Below are 16,393 nucleotides of genomic sequence, written 5' to 3'. Positions count from 1 at the left end.
AATTTTTTGATGTTTTTAACATAAGCATTATAACTGGCTGGTTATTTCAGTCAGTTATAGAAAAGACTATTTATTCTTTGGAACGATATAAATATGATAGATTTTTCTAATTCTGGTTATCAGAAATGCGTAGAGTTCACCGAGCCATCCATAGAGGATGTGTTTGCTTGTATGCTGAATAGAGTCCCTTTTATTATTCGAGGAGGCGCTGAACAGTGGGTAGCAAGAACAAAGTGGACATGGGACTATTTTCAGCAAAAATTTGGTCATCACCTGATAAAAGTATTTCGATCATCAAATAATAAAGATAATAAATATATGTCTCTTGGTGACTATATTGATTATATAAAAGATGTGGAAGACCCTGATCCTTATTACGCCTCTGCGTGGCCGTTTTCGCTCTATTTTAAAGCGTTGGTGAGTGATTATGAGGTCCCTGACTATTTTTCTTGCTTAATTCGTCAACGTGTTTCAGACGATATTTTGCATAATGAAGCAGCATTACTATTACTTCGCTGGATATATATGGGGCCTAAAAACAGCGGCTCTCGTATGCATTTGGATATTGCTTCTACTCATGCTTGGAATGCGGTGATTAGTGGTCGAAAAGAGTGGGTATTTTATGGGCCGGAAGAGGCAATGGAAATAGGTTATGGCAAAGTTGATGCTTTTAACCCTGATCTGGTCTTATATCCCGATTTCATTCAGGCTCAAGGAATTCATTGTATACAGAATCCTGGTGATATTGTTTTCACGCCTTGTACACACTATCATCAAGTTAAAAATTTGGTGGCAGGAATTTCAATCACTGAAAATTTTATTAATGACACGAACTTGGAGCTTGTTAAGCATTCCATAAACAACGATGATGATATATCACCGGAACAAGCAAATTTTATTCGTATGTTGATTCCTGAGTTAAGTTAACCTTAAGTCTGCTTAAGCCGTCACTCTCGAATGGAAAAATTCAGTGACGGTTTCTTCTTTTTCAAATAATAAGTAATGAATCCACCCAACACGGTTAATAAATTCCTCTTGCCGGTACATGGTCGTGAACGTCCTAATATTGCGTCTACGACCATGATGTAGTATGGAAACCCAGCATATCAATAAATTGATGTGTGTAACGATGATTTATTATCTCTGCTTATCTTTATTCCAATTACTGGCCATTTAGCGGAATTGAGCAGAAACGTGGCAGGTTGTCCAGTTGTACCAATAACGGGATCGCCAGCTTTTAATGAAGCACCATATGGAATGGCATGAAAAATCGCAGGTGTAACTTCAACGAAGTTCTCAGTTAAAAACTGAATTGATTGAATGGAATCAGCTTGAAAACGCGTTGAAGTTGCAACAAATAAAATCCAATAAAGACAATATGTTGGAGGGTATTTTTGAGAGGTTTAATACTTAAGGTTCAGTGTATGATCGGTGATTACAAGTAATAGTTTCATGTAATGATAACCATGACTATTTGTATTTTGAATATTAACATTTAAATACAATAACGACTTGACAGCCAAAAAAAACCTACAATACTTATGTGTAATGAAAATTCCAATTTTGCATGACACATAAATAACAATGGAGGATGTATCTATGATCACTCAAGTAACAAACATAGAAATTCTTGAAGAAATTGCTTCTGATATGGATATTGAGACAGCTGCTGTTGAAGTAGATTATGAAGCGATCGGGGGTAAGACAGCACCTGAATTTTAATTTTTTAGCCTTACTCCTTTTTATAAGGAGTAAGGCTACACTAAGGGCTTGAAAATATGTATTTAAAAGTTAAGGATGATATTATCTGTCTGGAAGACCTAGGTTTTTGTTTTTTCCATAATGGTGAATTAATGGTAAAACTAAAAAAAATATTGGTTATGAAAAGTTTTGAGGATAGTAATTTGGCTATTCGACTTGCTGAAAGATATCCACTTTTTTTCATATTATGCCAAGTAACTCATGATGGAATATTTTCATATGAACAAAGTATTCAGAGATTTACATTGCCATAATATAGTGTCCTGTAAAAATAATATTCGCTTAGCATTAGTTGCATTGCCTTATGGAGAAGGGCCGCAGGTCATTATGCCTTTGGGTCTTCAGAATATTTCCGCATATATCAAGAAAAATACAAGTTTTGTCAAGACAAAAATATTTGATTATTCAGATTTAACTCAGGACAGAACAGAGGAATTAACTGATTTAATTGAATGGAAACCAGATATTGTTGGGATTTCGATTTATAGCAGCCATGTTGATACAGCATTAGTTTGGGGGAAAATAATTAAAAATCTAATCCCTAACTCTCTCCTTTTTTGCGGTGGTCCGCATATAAGTTTAGCCGCAGAAAATTTTATGCAAACTGGGAGAGATATTTATAGTGTGGCTTTTAAAGGGGAGGGAGAATATTCTGTAAAAATTCTGGCGGAGATTTTCCAGCAGTTTAAAAAGCTGTATGGTGAATCAATACCAGCAGAGAATTATTTGTATTTTGAGTATTTTAGAAAAAATATAGTGAATGCTGTCTATTTCGACAGAAATGATCAGTTGCAGGTAAGTAGAGTTGAGAAATACCAACTTCCTTCAGAGGAGTGGGTAAACCCTCTCATGGAATATGATTCAGAACGCTTGCAAAATTTGATTTTTACTGACAGACGGGATGGACGAAAAAGAAAAGCTATCGCGTTTACCAGTAGTAGAGGTTGTCCACTAACTTGTTCATTTTGTGCGATTATTGCCGCAGATGCAGAAGGCCCCAGATGGCGTGCTGTGGATGCTGATATTTTGGTTAATTGGATTAAAGAAGCATGCGAAAAGTACGATTTCCAGCATGTCTATATGATGGATGCGAATTTTTTTGTGAAGAAAGATAGAGTATTAGCCTTTTCTAAAGGGTTACATCAGATTGGAAATGGTGATATTACATGGAGCTCTTCTTCTACAGTTCGCTATTTACTTCGTCTACGAGAAGAATTACCTACTCTGGCTAAAGAGGGGTTAAGGTTAGTTGAGATGGGTGTTGAATCAGGTTCTCAAACTCAACTCAAATATATGAATAAACGTGTGACAGTACAGGAGAATATCGATGCTATTAGGGCGTTACAAGAAAATAAAATTGATATTGGATTAGATTTTATCATGTTTTACCATGATCAAACAAAAACTGAGATTATCGAGAATCTGACATTTTTGATCAAATCTGGTATGGCTGAACATGAGTCCCTTGATCATTATTTTAATTTAATGATGTTGTATCCTGGTACTCCAGTTAGAATTGATCTCGAAAAAAAGCTAGGAAAATTATTCAGTTTAAATAGGCTGCCTAACAGTCGAGAGCTTATTAGTGATAATGGGGTAAAAAAGATTTATCATTTATTCATCGATAAATTTGCTAAGCCTTGGCTTCATCAGTTAGAAGAGGCGATATCATTAAATTTGGAGGTAATAAGAAACAATAGAAAAAATAAATTGTTATCTTCTTCTCTTTCGTTAAGGAATGTATATTTGAGGCACATTCCATTTAAAGTATTGTGGGAACTTTGTCATGCAAATGATCTCTCTGATATGAATTCCGCAGTCAAAGATTTTAATATCTACACAGATGTGATAAGCAACACCATAAAAGAGAACACCCGTTTTTTTGGAATAAGTAAAAAATATTTTGGTATTGAAACAGTAGGTGTTGGTGGAAGAAGAGGAGAAATTGTGATGATACAAAGCGTGGACGGCAATAATACACAATGATAAGTTTTTTCTTAAATTAGATTAGTGATTGGGGGAATCAATGGATGAGATAAAAGACATGTGTATTGGTGTGAGTGGTGATATTGAAAAACTTCGTTTCGTTTATCATGAAAAAAATAAAGATAGGAATAGCATCTTTCATAAAATTGGGCATTTTAGTCTGGGGGCAAGGGTATGGGATGAGTTTGATGATGAAATTGTCGCGATGGCTAATATGGGTAACATGACGATCTCTTTTCATCCAGTTGATATCAATTTTTCAGGTAAGCTTATTAAGGAAGAAATGCTTAGTTTAAAAAAATTGATAAAAAAACTACCTATTTCCTATCTAGAAGAGGATATTGGTATATGGCGTTGTGGAGATCTTTTTCTAGGACCTCATCAAACGAATCCTGCACTTAATGAGGAAGGTATTTTGGTAACTGCAAAAAATATTTTGTTTGCACGAGAGTTTTTTGAAAAAGAGATTGCTTTGGAAAACCCACCCGTGTATAGCGAATTAGGCGATATAAACTTTTGGGATTATTATGTTAAACTTTGTGAAGAATCAAAGGCTTATTTTGCTTTCGATTTAGGGCATTATATTGGGTATTGCCGAACACTTGAGTCCGATGCAACTGTTCTGCCTGATATGGATAATGTAATTTGGGATAAAATTATAACGATACATATTTCCGGGATGAAAAAATGGAAATGGAGAGGGGTATCGGTGTGGTTAGATCAGCATTCAGATCCATTTGATGAGGATTTGATCTCGTTATATAAACAGTGTAAATCATGGTGCAAACGACTAGAAAACACGTTACTTGAACAAGAAGGTGCTAACCATCAAGTTGAAAAACTAAACATTAATAGCATTTGGGAGGCTATTTATGAAACGTCACCAAGATTTGCATCTGAATGAAGATAGCTTAGAGAGAATGTCGAATCTTTATTCTGGAAGAGCTTTAGTAGAGTTTAATATCAACCAAACCATTGCAGAAAATCACTTGTTATTTGATAGAGTCAGACGGTTTTTAGATATAACTCGTGCGATTCATAAACGGTGGATTTATGTTTCGAAATATATTCTTTCTCTTTCTAATGAATGTGTTTTGATTGATGTTTTTGATGAATTTCATATAAAAGCTTCTACAAGCCATAGTATTTCAACAGCATCATGTAATATTTTCTATAACAATATAAAAAGTTCAGGTAATGAACTCTTTGTCGAATTACTGGACTACGAAGATTATGTGAATCAACATCCAAGGAGACATTATATTTATAGTAAAGATAATAAGGATGAAAAAAATATTTTGGTACCTTATGATCTAGAGTCACTCTATTTGAGTATTATGTTTTACGCTCGTGCTTCTGCTCCTTCATTTTTATATAGGACAATACTGACTGAGCCGGGTGTAATCTACAAGGAGAGCGTGTAAAGATGGTTCTTCTCACTATTGCGCGAGCAGATGCTATGTATAGTAGTGTTGCTATGAGTGTAACGATACTTGAGTTGGCTCTTATTGCAACCAATGAACATTTAGGTAATTTTTCACTAGAATTTACACTTATTTCCCAATTGGTTATTTCGTTAATTATCGAGTTTGCCTCTGGCAGTCTGATGAGTTTTAATTTTGGGTTAGCGAAAACAACTGTAATTGGATTTGGGTTGAAATTATTATCCGCATTTTTTCTTTTAGCGGGTTTTGCTTTATCTTATATTGGTTGTTTTTATCTCGCTTGGTTTATTATTATTATGTCATTTGTGTGTGATGCGGCTGGAACAGGATGCTTAAAAACGACATTCAGACCTTCATACAATATGATGAGCATTTTTAAAATCGGAGAACCAGCAGATTATGTCAATTCTTTTAAATATTATCTTTCCATCAGATTGATATTGCCATTTGTTCTTCTTGGCATAACAATTGTATTGATTGGTTTTTTTAATGAGAAAGTGGCCGCAATAGCAATTTTTTCTATGATCATGATATTAAGGTTGATACAGATTTTTCAATCTAAAAAGGATCTGGATTGTATTCATAAAGAAAAAAACAATAATAATGTATTGGGATTTTACAAATTCAAAGACTTTCTATCGGTAGTAAAATTAAACGTTCCGAATTCCCTGTTTTTTATTACAGGAAATATATTTGAATCTATAGTACTCATGTATTCCATTGGTTTATTATACAAATATCAGGTTTACCTTAATCTTCCCAATTACCTTGCATGGCTTGGCAGTTCATCTGTTGCATTTGTAATTTATCTTTTTTCCGCAGTTATGGGTAATCAAATTATGGTCAGACTTAAACGGTTCGAGACCAGTGTTCAGCTAAAACAGTCATTAGTCTTGGTTTCATTGCTTGCATCCACTTTATTGTTAATTTCTCCTCTTGGGGCTAGTCAGTTTATTGCGCTTTCATTTTTTAGTCTGATAGGTGTATCCGTTGGTCTTATTATGACTCGTATTGCGATCAATACAGCCCTTTATGAGTTTGATGAAAGGAAAAGTGTTATTTTCTTCCTCTTTGTAGAAACGATGACTACTGGTTTCATTATATTATTTGCCATAGCAGGGAGCCTATTTTTTAAAGAGAATAGCGTGATAAAGGCATTTTGCGTAGGACTTATTGTTTTTTTGTTGAGTTATTTTATCTACACCTTCTTTGTTAAATTGCCTTCTTCTTATGAGAAGAATAGCTAATGAAAATGAAGTTGCTCTATCATCTTATTCAGCATAAGGAGAGATTATGTGGTTTAAAACTTTTTATACCCGTTATCTTTCAAGTTGCTTCTTTGTTAGCTGCACTCGCTCACCCCAGTCACATAGTTTGCTATGCTCCCGGGGATTCTCTCTCTTGCCGTCGCGATGCATCTTGAAATCCATAGGGTATACATGGGGAAATACCCTTGCCCGTGACGTTAATCTCTGTGATTTTGCTCGATGTTCATGAAAATAATCCTGCAGATTTTAAAAAAACAACAAATTCTGTCGCCAAAGCGACATTCCTGCATAAAGTGTTTTAACATTTGGTCGTTAAATACGTACAATCTCGTCCCTGAATGTGTTCTCTACAGAATAGGCTTAGTTTGTCACTGATCCAATTTTATACCTCGCGGAGCCGCCTGCCAGCTTGGCTCGGTATTTTCGCGATACTGATGTTGTTCATTGCGCCAGTGATCTCCCGGTCACTGGAACATGTGCGCATTGGTGAGGCTCATTCATCGAAAGTGGTCGATTGCCATAGGGTGATGTCATCTGACGGTGATATGCCTTGGAATATGTCTCATTCTGACGTTTCTTCCGCATCATATGTTACTAACCAGCATGATGGCATGCAGATGAGTATGCATGGTAGTGGTATGTCGATGTTGGAGGATATTGCCTGTGGATACTGCGTTTTTCTGATCCATATACCTATGCTGGATTTGGCGAATACACCGCTATTTTGGTCAACTTCGCTGACTGCACGGCCACCACCGATTCAAACCGTAGCTTCCTTTCTGCCGCATTTCATCTTTTCTGATTCGTTGCCTCGTGCTCCGCCTGAACAGATCTCATCTCATTGATTTAAACGTAATGAAATGTCTTGTCCTGCTCATTATTGAGTCAGGAAAAGTGTGTTCATACCAAAAACGATTTGGTTGGATTCTATAACGTATTCCGCTGTTGATAGAAATATCTCTTCGGAAGGTGGATTCACATTAAGGAAAGATGATGTTCGAAAAAAATTCTCCTCATAAAAAAAACAGGCTATCCCATTGTATCCGTTCGGCCATGCCACTTTTTTTGCTAGCGACTTTTAATGGCTATGCGGCTGAAACCGCAGCGGATGTACACGACCATGTAAAGGGTTCAAAAACCAATGATGGGGATGTGATTACCGTAACCGCCCCTTTGTATTCTCCTTTGGCAATTGTCACCTCGCCAAAAACCCCCCGCCAACCGGTTCCGGCAAGTGACGGCTCTGATTATTTAAAAACCATACCTGGATTTGCTCAAATCCGTAATGGCGGCACCAATGGTGATCCAGTATTTCGGGGAATGTTTGGTTCTAGAATTAAGCTCCTGACTGATGGCGCAGAAATGCTAGGAGCTTGTCCCGGCAGAATGGATGCTCCTTCATCCTATATTTCGCCAGAAAGTTATGATTTGCTGACAGTCATTAAAGGGCCTCAAACGGTATTGTGGGGGGCCGGTGCTTCAGCAGGGACCATAAGGTTTGAACGTGAACATCCGCGATTTGATGAGCCGGGAGCAAAAATCAATGCTAGTGGATTGACGGGTTCAAATGACCGTTGGGATGGCAATGTGGATGCCAGTATTGGCAATGAATTGGGATATTTACGTTTAATGGCAAATAAATCCCGTTCAAATGACTACAAAGATGGTGGTGGGTATCGCGTTCCTTCACGTTGGGATAAATGGAATAGTGATCTGGCGTTAGGGTGGACTCCGGATAAAGATACATTGCTTGAGTTGACCGCAGGAAAAGGGGACGGAGAAGCTCGTTATGCTGGACGTAGCATGGATGGTTCGCAATTCAAACGTGAAAGTCTCGGTGTGCGTTTTGAGAAATCTAACCTCGGTGAGGTGCTTGATAAGGTTGAAGCCCAAGTTTATTACAACTATACCAACCATATTATGGACAATATAACTTTGCGTTCTCCGAATAGCGCCATGTCAATGGGTATGCCTTCTTCGAGTTGTAAACATATGTGTGGTATGCACATGAATATGAATCACGGTATGTCTATGCAACTGGATCGTCGCGTTGTGGGAGGGCGAGTCATGGGCACCTGGCTATGGCAAGACTTCAAATTGGAAAGTGGCGCAGATACGCAAACCAATACCCATCGTAATAAAGCAGGTAATGTATGGCAAAAGGATGCCCAATTCTATAACTATGGCCTATTTGGTGAGCTAACTTGGTATGCTACAGAACAGAGCGAATTGATAACCGGTGCCCGTCTTGATCGCAGCCGAGCAAAGAAATTTGCGGGTAATAGTGAAAAAGAGCGTAATGATACTTTGCCGAGTGGTTTTATGCGGTTAGAGCATACTTTGGCTGATATGCCTATGATGTTTTATGCCGGTATTGGTTACACTGAACGTTTCCCTGATTATTGGGAACTGTTCTCGCCTACATATGGTCCGACGGGAAGTACTAGTGCTTTTGATGGGGTAAAAAGTGAGAAAACCACTCAGCTTGATATTGGTGCTCAATATACCGGGGAACGTTTTAATGGTTGGGTATCCGCCTATGTAGGGCGTGTAAATGATTTCATTTTATTTAGATATAGCCCGACAAATGCCCGTATTAGCCAGGCTGATAACGTTAATGCCAATATCATGGGTGGAGAAATGGGCTTTGGTTATCAATTGACAGATCATTGGAAAACGGATGCCAGCCTTGCCTATGCTTGGGGAGAAAACCGGACGGATAACAAGCCGATGCCTCAGATCCCGCCTTTGGAAGCCCGCTTCGGCTTGACCTATGAACGTGGTGATTGGAGTAGTACCGGCTTGTGGCGATTGGTGAGCAGCCAGCATCGGATTGCCGTGGGGCAGGGGAATGTCGTCGGCAAAGATTTTCAAAATAGTTCAGGTTTCGGCGTACTCTCTGCCAATGTTGCCTATAAGGTTAACAAAGATGTAAAAGTGAGCGCTGGCATTGACAATATCTTGGATAAAGAATATAGCGAACACCTTAACCTTGCCGGTAATAGCACCTTTGGTTATTCAGCGAATACCTCAGTGAATGAACCCGGCCGGACGGTGTGGGCGAAAATAGATGTAAAATTTTAATGAGAAAATGGCGTCCAATTATTGGACGCCAATATTTGTTTACCCTTTTCCATATCGATGATTATTTCTTATTACCGATATACCCGTCATCTTTCAAGTTGCCTCTTTGTTGGCTGCACTCACTCACCCCGGTCACATAGTTTGCTATGCTCCCGGGGATTCGCTCCCTTGCCGCCGCGATGCATCTTGAAATCCATTGGGTATATACGGATAGACTTTGACGTAATCAACATCGAATGTTGCGGTTGTTTTATTTATCGAGCCATAACCTTGTGCTGGATAATTGCGTGGTACTTCGGAGCTTAAAATAATATATTGGTTGGCGATTGAAATTGGAACTTGATCTAACCCCGCCAGATTTTGCGGAATATCATCAATATAAAATGTATAACCACTTGGTGTCCATGCCACGGCAAATTTGTGGAATTGACCATCAGCAAGTTTATTTGTAGACAATCTCTTTGACCACTCCTTATTACCCCCATACTTTTCAATGAAAAGCCGTGAGGATCGATGAATAGAACCCCGTTCATTGGAACGGGGAATATGACAGATTTACATTATTTCGATGCATCCAGAGCTTGAGCAAGATCGGCAATAATATCATCGATATGTTCAATGCCGATTGACAAGCGAATCATATCCTGAGATACGCCGGCTTTAATTAACTCCTCATCATTTAATTGGCTATGCGTTGTTGACGCTGGATGACAGGCAAGTGATTTAGCGTCGCCAATGTTAACCAGTCGCACAATCAATTTTAGTGCGTCAATAAATCGTGCGCCGGATTGCTGACCGCCTTTAATACCGAAAGAGAGGATAGCTGACGGTTTCCCATTCACATACTGTTGAGCCAGTTTATGTTCCGGGTGGTCTGACAACCCTGCATATTTCACCCAACTAACTTGAGGATGCTCTTGCAGATAATGAGCGACTTTCAGTGCATTTTCTGTATGACGTTCCATTCTTAATGCCAGTGTTTCCAATCCTTGTAGAATAAGGAAAGCATTAAAAGGTGACAGTGCAGCGCCCATATTACGTAGCGGTACAACGCGGCAATGCCCGATAAATGCAGCCTTGCCAAATTGCTCGGTATAAACGACGTTATGGTAGGAGGGATCTGGGGTAGTCAATATAGCAAACCGTTGCTTATATTTTTTCCAGGGGAAATTGCCGGAATCGACAATGATGCCGCCAATAGAGTTACCATGCCCTCCCATATATTTGGTTAAAGAGTGAATCACAATATCAGCGCCATGCTCGAAGGGGCGGCAAAGCACAGGAGTAGCGACAGTGTTATCAACAATTAAGGGGACGCCATGACGATGAGCCACTTCGGCAAATTTTTTCAGATCAACAATATTACCGGCTGGATTACCAATAGATTCACAAAATACCGCCTTGGTACGATCATCAATCAGTGACTCCAATGCTGCAATATCATCGTGTTCAGCAAATCGTGTTTCAATACCGAATCGCGGCAATGTGTGAGCTAGCAGGTTATAAGTGCCGCCATATAACTTAGCAACAGATATAATGTTATCTCCAGCGCTAGCAATGGATTGAATCGCACAAGTGACGGCCGCCATGCCAGATGCAACGGCCAAAGCGGCTATTCCTCCTTCAAGTAGAGCAACCCGTTTTTCCAATACATCATTGGTTGGGTTCATAATGCGGGAATAGATGTTGCCTTCAACCTTTAAATCAAACAGATCGGCACCATGTTGAGTATCGTCAAACGCATAGGATGTTGTTTGATAGATAGGAACGGCAACGGCTTTAGTTGTTGGATCAGGGGAATATCCGCCGTGGATAGCAAGAGTTTCTGGTTTCATTTTCGATCTCTTCTTTTACGGTAAGATGACATATATCTTTGTTGGCTACACTCGCTCACCCCGGTTACATAGTTTTCTATGCTCCTGGGGATTCACTCCCTTGCCGTCGCGATGTATCTTGAAATCCATAGGATATATTTCCGATAATTCTTTATTAATTAAAGAAATAATTTGAAAAAGTTACTAATTATCTGATTTAGCTATGCTAGCATCTTTATTTTTTAAGAATGTGGATATTATCACAAAAGCCTTCAACGATTTCAGCCAAGTAACATTAACTATTAAAATAAAAAATGAGAACAAAATATACAAATAAATATCCAATCTTTTAGAAAGATCACAAAAATTTCTGTGAAATAGTTAGTTTTCGTTAGATTGCTTTAATTTATTTCTTCACTGTTGCCTGAATGAAAATAGAAGGTATACTCATCGTTCAGATTTTTTCAAACTTTTTTAAATGATTTTGGTCGTAATTTATTGTTAGTATGATCAATATTGGCACTAACCAATAAATTAATAGGATTCTTATGGCTAAGTTTTCAAACCGGCGGGAGTTAAAACAACTTTTATTTTTCTCTTTCCCTATCATCGTTAGTCAGATAGCACGTACAGCAATGAGTTTTGTGGATATTGTGATGTCTGGTCACTATGCCACGGCTGATTTAGCAGCCGTAACATTAGGAAGTAGTATTTGGTTTCCTATATTTGTATTAGGATATGGGACGATTATCATGCTGGCCGCAGATGTAGCTAAGCAGAAAGCGCAACATGATGACGAAGGGATTAAAGACAGTCTTAAAAATTACTTGTTTCTGGCGGTGATACTTTCGATACCAATAATTCTTTTATTAATATTAGTTAGCTGGCTACTTTCGTTTATAGGCATCGATGAGCATATTTTAGAAATCACACAGGGCTATGTTATTGCTCTGGCCTGTGGTGTTCCTAGTGTTATGATATTTAACGTTTTTCGTTCATTTCTACAAGGATTGGAAGACACAAAAATCGCAATGTATTTGTCTGCGGGTGCTTTATTATTGAATATCCCATTAAATTACATATTTATTTATGGAAAACTGGGTTTGCCAGAAATGGGGGGCATTGGCGCGGGTATTACAACTGCAATTATTAATAATCTCATTGCTGTATGCTTGGTTATCTATTTTTTGCTAAAGAAGGAATATCGGCGATATAGGCCAGATTTCAGTTTACCAAAATATAATTCTTTGATTAAAACTTTTTATATTGGTATTCCAAGTGGATTGGCTCTTTTTGTTGAAATGGTTTTTCTGGATGTGATTGCGATAACCGCTGCTCCTTTGGGGGCGCAAGTCATTGCTGCACATAATATTATGCTTAATATTACCTCTATCATCTATACCATAACTGGGGGAATTGCAGCTGCTGTAACTGTGAGAGTCGGTTCCTATATTGGTAAGAGAGATAGAACATCATTAACAGGTACTATAAAGATCTCAATTGCTTTAATTTTATCTATTTCCGCAGTTATTGGTGTTTTAATCTACTATTTCGCAGGTTCATTTATTTCACTCTATACTAACGACAATGGAGTCATAATAATTGCGCTTAACATAATCTTTCTGTTATGCCTGTTCCAATTCTTTGACTCTTGCCAGGCAGCTTTATCCGGTATTTTACGGGGTTTTCATGATACCCGCTCGGTATTTTACGCACCGTTATTCGGTTATTGGCTAGTGGGTTTGCCATTAGGGTTTATTTTGGCTTTGACAGACTGGATAACCGAGAGAATGGGAATTATAGGATTTTGGTATGGCTTGGTTTTGGGGCTTTTTGTGAACGCTATTTTGCTGTTTATCATATTAAAGGTTAGGCAGAGAGGAATGATTTCTCGGTTAATTTCTTAATTTAACCACATAGTTGATGCAGCAAGGATATAAAGAACCTGAATAATACCTATATTAGCCTAATAGTTATCATATCTACATTTAATTCTCTATACCCGTCATCTTTCAAGTTGCCTCTTTGTTGGCTGCACTCACTCACCCCGGTCACATAGTTATCTATGCTCCCGGGGATTCGTTCCCTTGCCGCCGCGATGCATCTTGAAATCCATTGGGTATATATTCGATATAATAGTTTTTTCTATTTAAATCATTTAGGTGAAATATATCTTTTTGATTTTTAGTTCTCATTGTCAAATATTTCTTGATTAATGTGAAATAGTTAATTTCAGATTAAATGGTTTCTATGATGATAATAATCATTGCATTAATTTCTTTTTAAAATAATTTCTCATTCATATATCGGTATGTATTGATTTTTTTACACTCATTATTGGTGATTCATCTAAGATTATATCTATTATAATATTATGGTTATGGTGAATATTTATTTAATAATTAAATGGTTAGCTGTATTAATTGCCATTCTATACAAATAGACAAGATTATTTTATGATAATGATTATCATTTCATTTTTTATTAAAAGTGCGTTAATATGCGCGGCAGTCTTCGGACGGTACTAAAACTATGTAATAAGCAATACTCTAACATTTAATTAGTTAACATAAGGAATATGCTATGAATAAGGTTAAAGTGTTAATTGCAGTATTAGGTACATGTGGATTAGTTACACAAGCTATAGCGGCCCCAGGTTTTGAGCAAACTCAAGATTTTGATAAGAATAAATCCAGCATTAAGGTAGGTGTGACTAGGGCGGGTGGTGCTGGTCATGCAAGCCCTGGAGGGGAACCAGGAGTTGGGGTACATTCCATTGCTGGTGGTCAAATTGTTAGTTTCTCAGGGCTTACCCGTTATGCCGCAGCGGATGCGAATGGCATTCATAAAATTTCTATGCCTGGATCGGGTAGCCACAATGGTATGGGGGTGTTTAATTTCAGTAAAGTGGCTAATGCTGATGTCTATTTTGGGGAATGGTCACAAACCGGTAAGGTGACTGATACTACTCATACCGCCTATTATTCCGGTAAAGATGTCACGACTAATTTACCTACCGGTGGTATCGCAACTTATACGGTTAAAGGAGTTAACCAATATAGTGGTAGCAATGCCCTGCATGGGACATTTACTGCGGATTTCGGTCAGAAAAGACTGACTGGTTCAATAGCAAATAGTGCGCTCACTGTTGGTATTAATTCCGTTATTAAAGCTGATGGTTCATTTACGGGTAGGGCAACCGCTGGAAATCTTGTCGGGACAAACAATGGTCACTTCTTTGGCGATAATGCATCTAGTTTAGCTGGTGTGGCTAAATTTAATGCAGATCACAGTAAAGATACTGCCTTTGGCGGAATTAAGAACCCATAATATGAGTTTGTGGTGACTGGATAAGACAAAGTTCATATGGGCTTTGTCTTATTTTTGGTTCGACAATTAAGCAGTGATATTAACGATGTTAAATACCCCAATTGTTCGTTTTGCTTTACTCATTAGCTGTTTGTTTATAAAGCCATCTCTGGTGTTGGCAGATGAAGATACCGGTAGAAGATTGTGGCATAACGTACAGCGAAATTTGCAAGATCAAGAAAAAGCGCTGGTTACAGATGAAACTGTAAATAAAAAGACAGATCATTTATCGATAGTACTTAATGGTCAAACGTTTAGTGTTGAAAATAATGTGAATGATATTGGTCAGGCGCTCTATTTAGCCATTAATCATCAACAAGTGAAGGATGTCGAGCGCTTTTTGTTGATATACCAGAAGTTACCTGGACATGATACCCAATTGGTCCATTTTGCTCAGGCAAATCTGGCGCGTTCTCAGGGTGACTTGGCAGCAGCAGAACTGCATTATCAGGCCATCTTGCAGCAACAACCTGATTTTACCCGGGTTAAATTAGAGTTAGCCAGGGTCTATTATGAGAATCAAAAAAATAGAGAAGCCAGTTTACTATTTAATGAGATTTCAGCAGTTAGTCGCGATAATGAAAATAAATTACCACCGGCAGTCATTAAGAATATAACTAATTATCAGGAGGCGATTAATTTGCGCAATTCCTGGCGTGGATCTTTCTCCGTGGGATATATCTTTAACGATAACACGAATATGTCGCCAGATAAGCCCCCTACTTGTACTGAATATCATAAAGATGTTGGTTGTATAACTGAACGTAGGTTGCCTATGGCAAAGAAGGCAAACGGTATTAGTTATGATGCTACGTTACGTAAGATATATCCACTAAGTGGTCATCATGGTGTTTTTTTACGTTCGATGACTTATGGAGAAAGCTATCGTCATCACAGTGAGGAGAATGAAAATACTACTTCTGCTTATTTGGGATATAGTTATAAAACACAACAAAATGATTTCCTAATGGGGCCAGTCGTTGAGTTTAATTATGTTGGTAATCATTCCCGTTATCGTACTACGGGAGTGAAAACCGAATGGATGCATATTCTATCTAAAAACCTGGCATTAAATTTGGAAGGTGAATATAAGCAGTTTCGTTATCATAAACTTTATAATCATAATGACGGTAATATGACTTCTGTTTATGCTACCTTATCTTATTATTTAACTGATCAAACCATTACCTTTGCGGGTGGTGATTGGGTTAATAAAACCAGTGTTGAAAAAGCGGATGATTATCAGCAAAAAGGCGTGCGAGCGGGCATTTCCACTCAATTATATCCGGGAATTAATGCAGTGGTATTTACTGCATTACGCCAACGGCAATTTGGTGATTACAGTGTACCTCTAAATGCACGTCGTAAAGATAATGAACAATTCTATGCGGCAATTGTGAGTATGCCTAAATTTGAAGTTTTTGGTTTAACTCCGGTAATTACTTATCGATTTAGAAAAAATAGTAGTAATGTTGATTGGCTCTATTCCTATAATAAAAATGAAGTGTTAGTCAAGTTTGAAAAGTATTTTTGATACTGATTGAAGTAACAAGTTATACCCTATGGATTTCAAGATGCATCGCGACGGCAAGGGAACGAATCCCCGGGAGCATAGGTAACTATGTGACCGGGGTGAGGAGTGCAGCCAACAAAGAGGCAACTTGAA

At 38.0% G+C, this 16,393-nt stretch carries 14 protein-coding genes; 12 read left to right on the top strand and 2 right to left on the bottom strand.

The window, feature by feature from the left end; translation table 11 throughout:
* Nucleotides 1–93 precede the first annotated feature (93 nt).
* The 8 genes from AAC155_RS06190 (at nt 94) to AAC155_RS06155 (ending at nt 9,544) form a co-directional block, all read left to right on the top strand.
* Entirely contained in the window at nt 94–927 is an 834-nt protein-coding gene (locus tag AAC155_RS06190) for a cupin-like domain-containing protein (RefSeq protein WP_191214772.1), read from the top strand.
* A 672-nt stretch (nt 928–1,599) separates the two neighbouring features.
* Nucleotides 1,600–1,722, top strand: coding sequence for a hypothetical protein (locus tag AAC155_RS06185; protein ID WP_262405121.1), 123 nt, complete (start codon nt 1,600–1,602; stop codon nt 1,720–1,722).
* Between the two features lie 258 nt (nt 1,723–1,980).
* A complete protein-coding gene (locus AAC155_RS06180) occupies nt 1,981–3,747 on the top strand; it encodes a B12-binding domain-containing radical SAM protein (protein WP_158536505.1) in 1,767 nt (588 codons plus the stop codon).
* A gap of 40 nt (nt 3,748–3,787) precedes the next feature.
* Nucleotides 3,788–4,651 (top strand): multinuclear nonheme iron-dependent oxidase, encoded by an 864-nt coding sequence (locus tag AAC155_RS06175; protein WP_113041428.1) that lies wholly within the window; start codon nt 3,788–3,790, stop codon nt 4,649–4,651.
* On the top strand, nt 4,620–5,171 hold the full coding sequence (locus tag AAC155_RS06170) for a hypothetical protein (protein ID WP_113041427.1): 552 nt from the start codon (nt 4,620–4,622) through the stop codon (nt 5,169–5,171). The genes AAC155_RS06175 and AAC155_RS06170 overlap by 32 nt, the downstream gene beginning before the upstream one ends.
* A gap of 2 nt (nt 5,172–5,173) precedes the next feature.
* On the top strand, nt 5,174–6,439 hold the full coding sequence (locus AAC155_RS06165; protein WP_113041426.1) for a hypothetical protein: 1,266 nt from the start codon (nt 5,174–5,176) through the stop codon (nt 6,437–6,439).
* Between the two features lie 386 nt (nt 6,440–6,825).
* A complete protein-coding gene (locus AAC155_RS06160) occupies nt 6,826–7,305 on the top strand; it encodes a DUF2946 domain-containing protein (protein WP_058588903.1) in 480 nt (159 codons plus the stop codon).
* A gap of 148 nt (nt 7,306–7,453) precedes the next feature.
* Nucleotides 7,454–9,544, top strand: coding sequence for a TonB-dependent copper receptor (locus AAC155_RS06155; RefSeq protein ID WP_113041425.1), 2,091 nt, complete (start codon nt 7,454–7,456; stop codon nt 9,542–9,544).
* A 144-nt stretch (nt 9,545–9,688) separates the two neighbouring features.
* Here the strand turns inward: AAC155_RS06155 and AAC155_RS06150 are convergent, their stop codons facing one another.
* Nucleotides 9,689–10,039, bottom strand: coding sequence for a glycoside hydrolase family 16 protein (locus AAC155_RS06150; protein ID WP_262977623.1), 351 nt, complete (start codon nt 10,037–10,039; stop codon nt 9,689–9,691).
* A 65-nt stretch (nt 10,040–10,104) separates the two neighbouring features.
* Nucleotides 10,105–11,379: a bifunctional O-acetylhomoserine aminocarboxypropyltransferase/cysteine synthase gene (locus tag AAC155_RS06145; RefSeq protein WP_113041423.1), complete on the bottom strand. Its 1,275-nt coding sequence runs from the start codon at nt 11,377–11,379 to the stop codon at nt 10,105–10,107.
* Between the two features lie 527 nt (nt 11,380–11,906).
* Here AAC155_RS06145 and AAC155_RS06140 point away from each other — a divergent pair.
* From AAC155_RS06140 to AAC155_RS06125, 4 genes are all read left to right on the top strand, one after another.
* A complete protein-coding gene (locus tag AAC155_RS06140; RefSeq protein ID WP_113041422.1) occupies nt 11,907–13,265 on the top strand; it encodes an MATE family efflux transporter in 1,359 nt (452 codons plus the stop codon).
* Nucleotides 13,266–13,941: 676 nt separating this feature from the next.
* A complete protein-coding gene (locus AAC155_RS06135; protein WP_113041421.1) occupies nt 13,942–14,688 on the top strand; it encodes a Slam-dependent surface lipoprotein in 747 nt (248 codons plus the stop codon).
* Nucleotides 14,689–14,773: 85 nt separating this feature from the next.
* A complete protein-coding gene (locus tag AAC155_RS06130; RefSeq protein WP_113041420.1) occupies nt 14,774–16,261 on the top strand; it encodes a surface lipoprotein assembly modifier in 1,488 nt (495 codons plus the stop codon).
* Nucleotides 16,258–16,392 carry a hypothetical protein gene (locus AAC155_RS06125; RefSeq protein WP_262405120.1) on the top strand — a complete coding sequence of 45 codons (135 nt, stop codon included), beginning with the start codon at nt 16,258–16,260 and terminating at the stop codon, nt 16,390–16,392. Before AAC155_RS06130 ends, AAC155_RS06125 begins: the two co-directional genes overlap by 4 nt.
* The last annotated feature ends 1 nt before the right edge of the window (nt 16,393 follow it).

It is taken from the genome of Photorhabdus sp. HUG-39 (genome assembly GCF_963878365.1).
Lineage (GTDB): Bacteria > Pseudomonadota > Gammaproteobacteria > Enterobacterales > Enterobacteriaceae > Photorhabdus > Photorhabdus kayaii.
This window is presented reverse-complemented; position numbering and strand designations above follow the sequence as displayed.

Excerpts from the sequence above, each read along its gene's own strand:
- AAC155_RS06155 (WP_113041425.1), top strand. The coding sequence starts at position 7,454 with ATGTTCGAAAAAAATTCTCCTCATAAAAAAAACAGGCTATCCCATTGT.
- AAC155_RS06185 (WP_262405121.1), top strand. The coding sequence starts at position 1,600 with ATGATCACTCAAGTAACAAACATAGAAATTCTTGAAGAAATTGCTTCT.
- AAC155_RS06145 (WP_113041423.1), bottom strand. The coding sequence starts at position 11,379 with ATGAAACCAGAAACTCTTGCTATCCACGGCGGATATTCCCCTGATCCA.
- AAC155_RS06190 (WP_191214772.1), top strand. The coding sequence starts at position 94 with ATGATAGATTTTTCTAATTCTGGTTATCAGAAATGCGTAGAGTTCACC.
- AAC155_RS06130 (WP_113041420.1), top strand. The coding sequence starts at position 14,774 with ATGTTAAATACCCCAATTGTTCGTTTTGCTTTACTCATTAGCTGTTTG.
- AAC155_RS06140 (WP_113041422.1), top strand. The coding sequence starts at position 11,907 with ATGGCTAAGTTTTCAAACCGGCGGGAGTTAAAACAACTTTTATTTTTC.
- AAC155_RS06135 (WP_113041421.1), top strand. The coding sequence starts at position 13,942 with ATGAATAAGGTTAAAGTGTTAATTGCAGTATTAGGTACATGTGGATTA.
- AAC155_RS06180 (WP_158536505.1), top strand. The coding sequence starts at position 1,981 with ATGAACAAAGTATTCAGAGATTTACATTGCCATAATATAGTGTCCTGT.
- AAC155_RS06165 (WP_113041426.1), top strand. The coding sequence starts at position 5,174 with ATGGTTCTTCTCACTATTGCGCGAGCAGATGCTATGTATAGTAGTGTT.
- AAC155_RS06170 (WP_113041427.1), top strand. The coding sequence starts at position 4,620 with ATGAAACGTCACCAAGATTTGCATCTGAATGAAGATAGCTTAGAGAGA.
- AAC155_RS06175 (WP_113041428.1), top strand. The coding sequence starts at position 3,788 with ATGGATGAGATAAAAGACATGTGTATTGGTGTGAGTGGTGATATTGAA.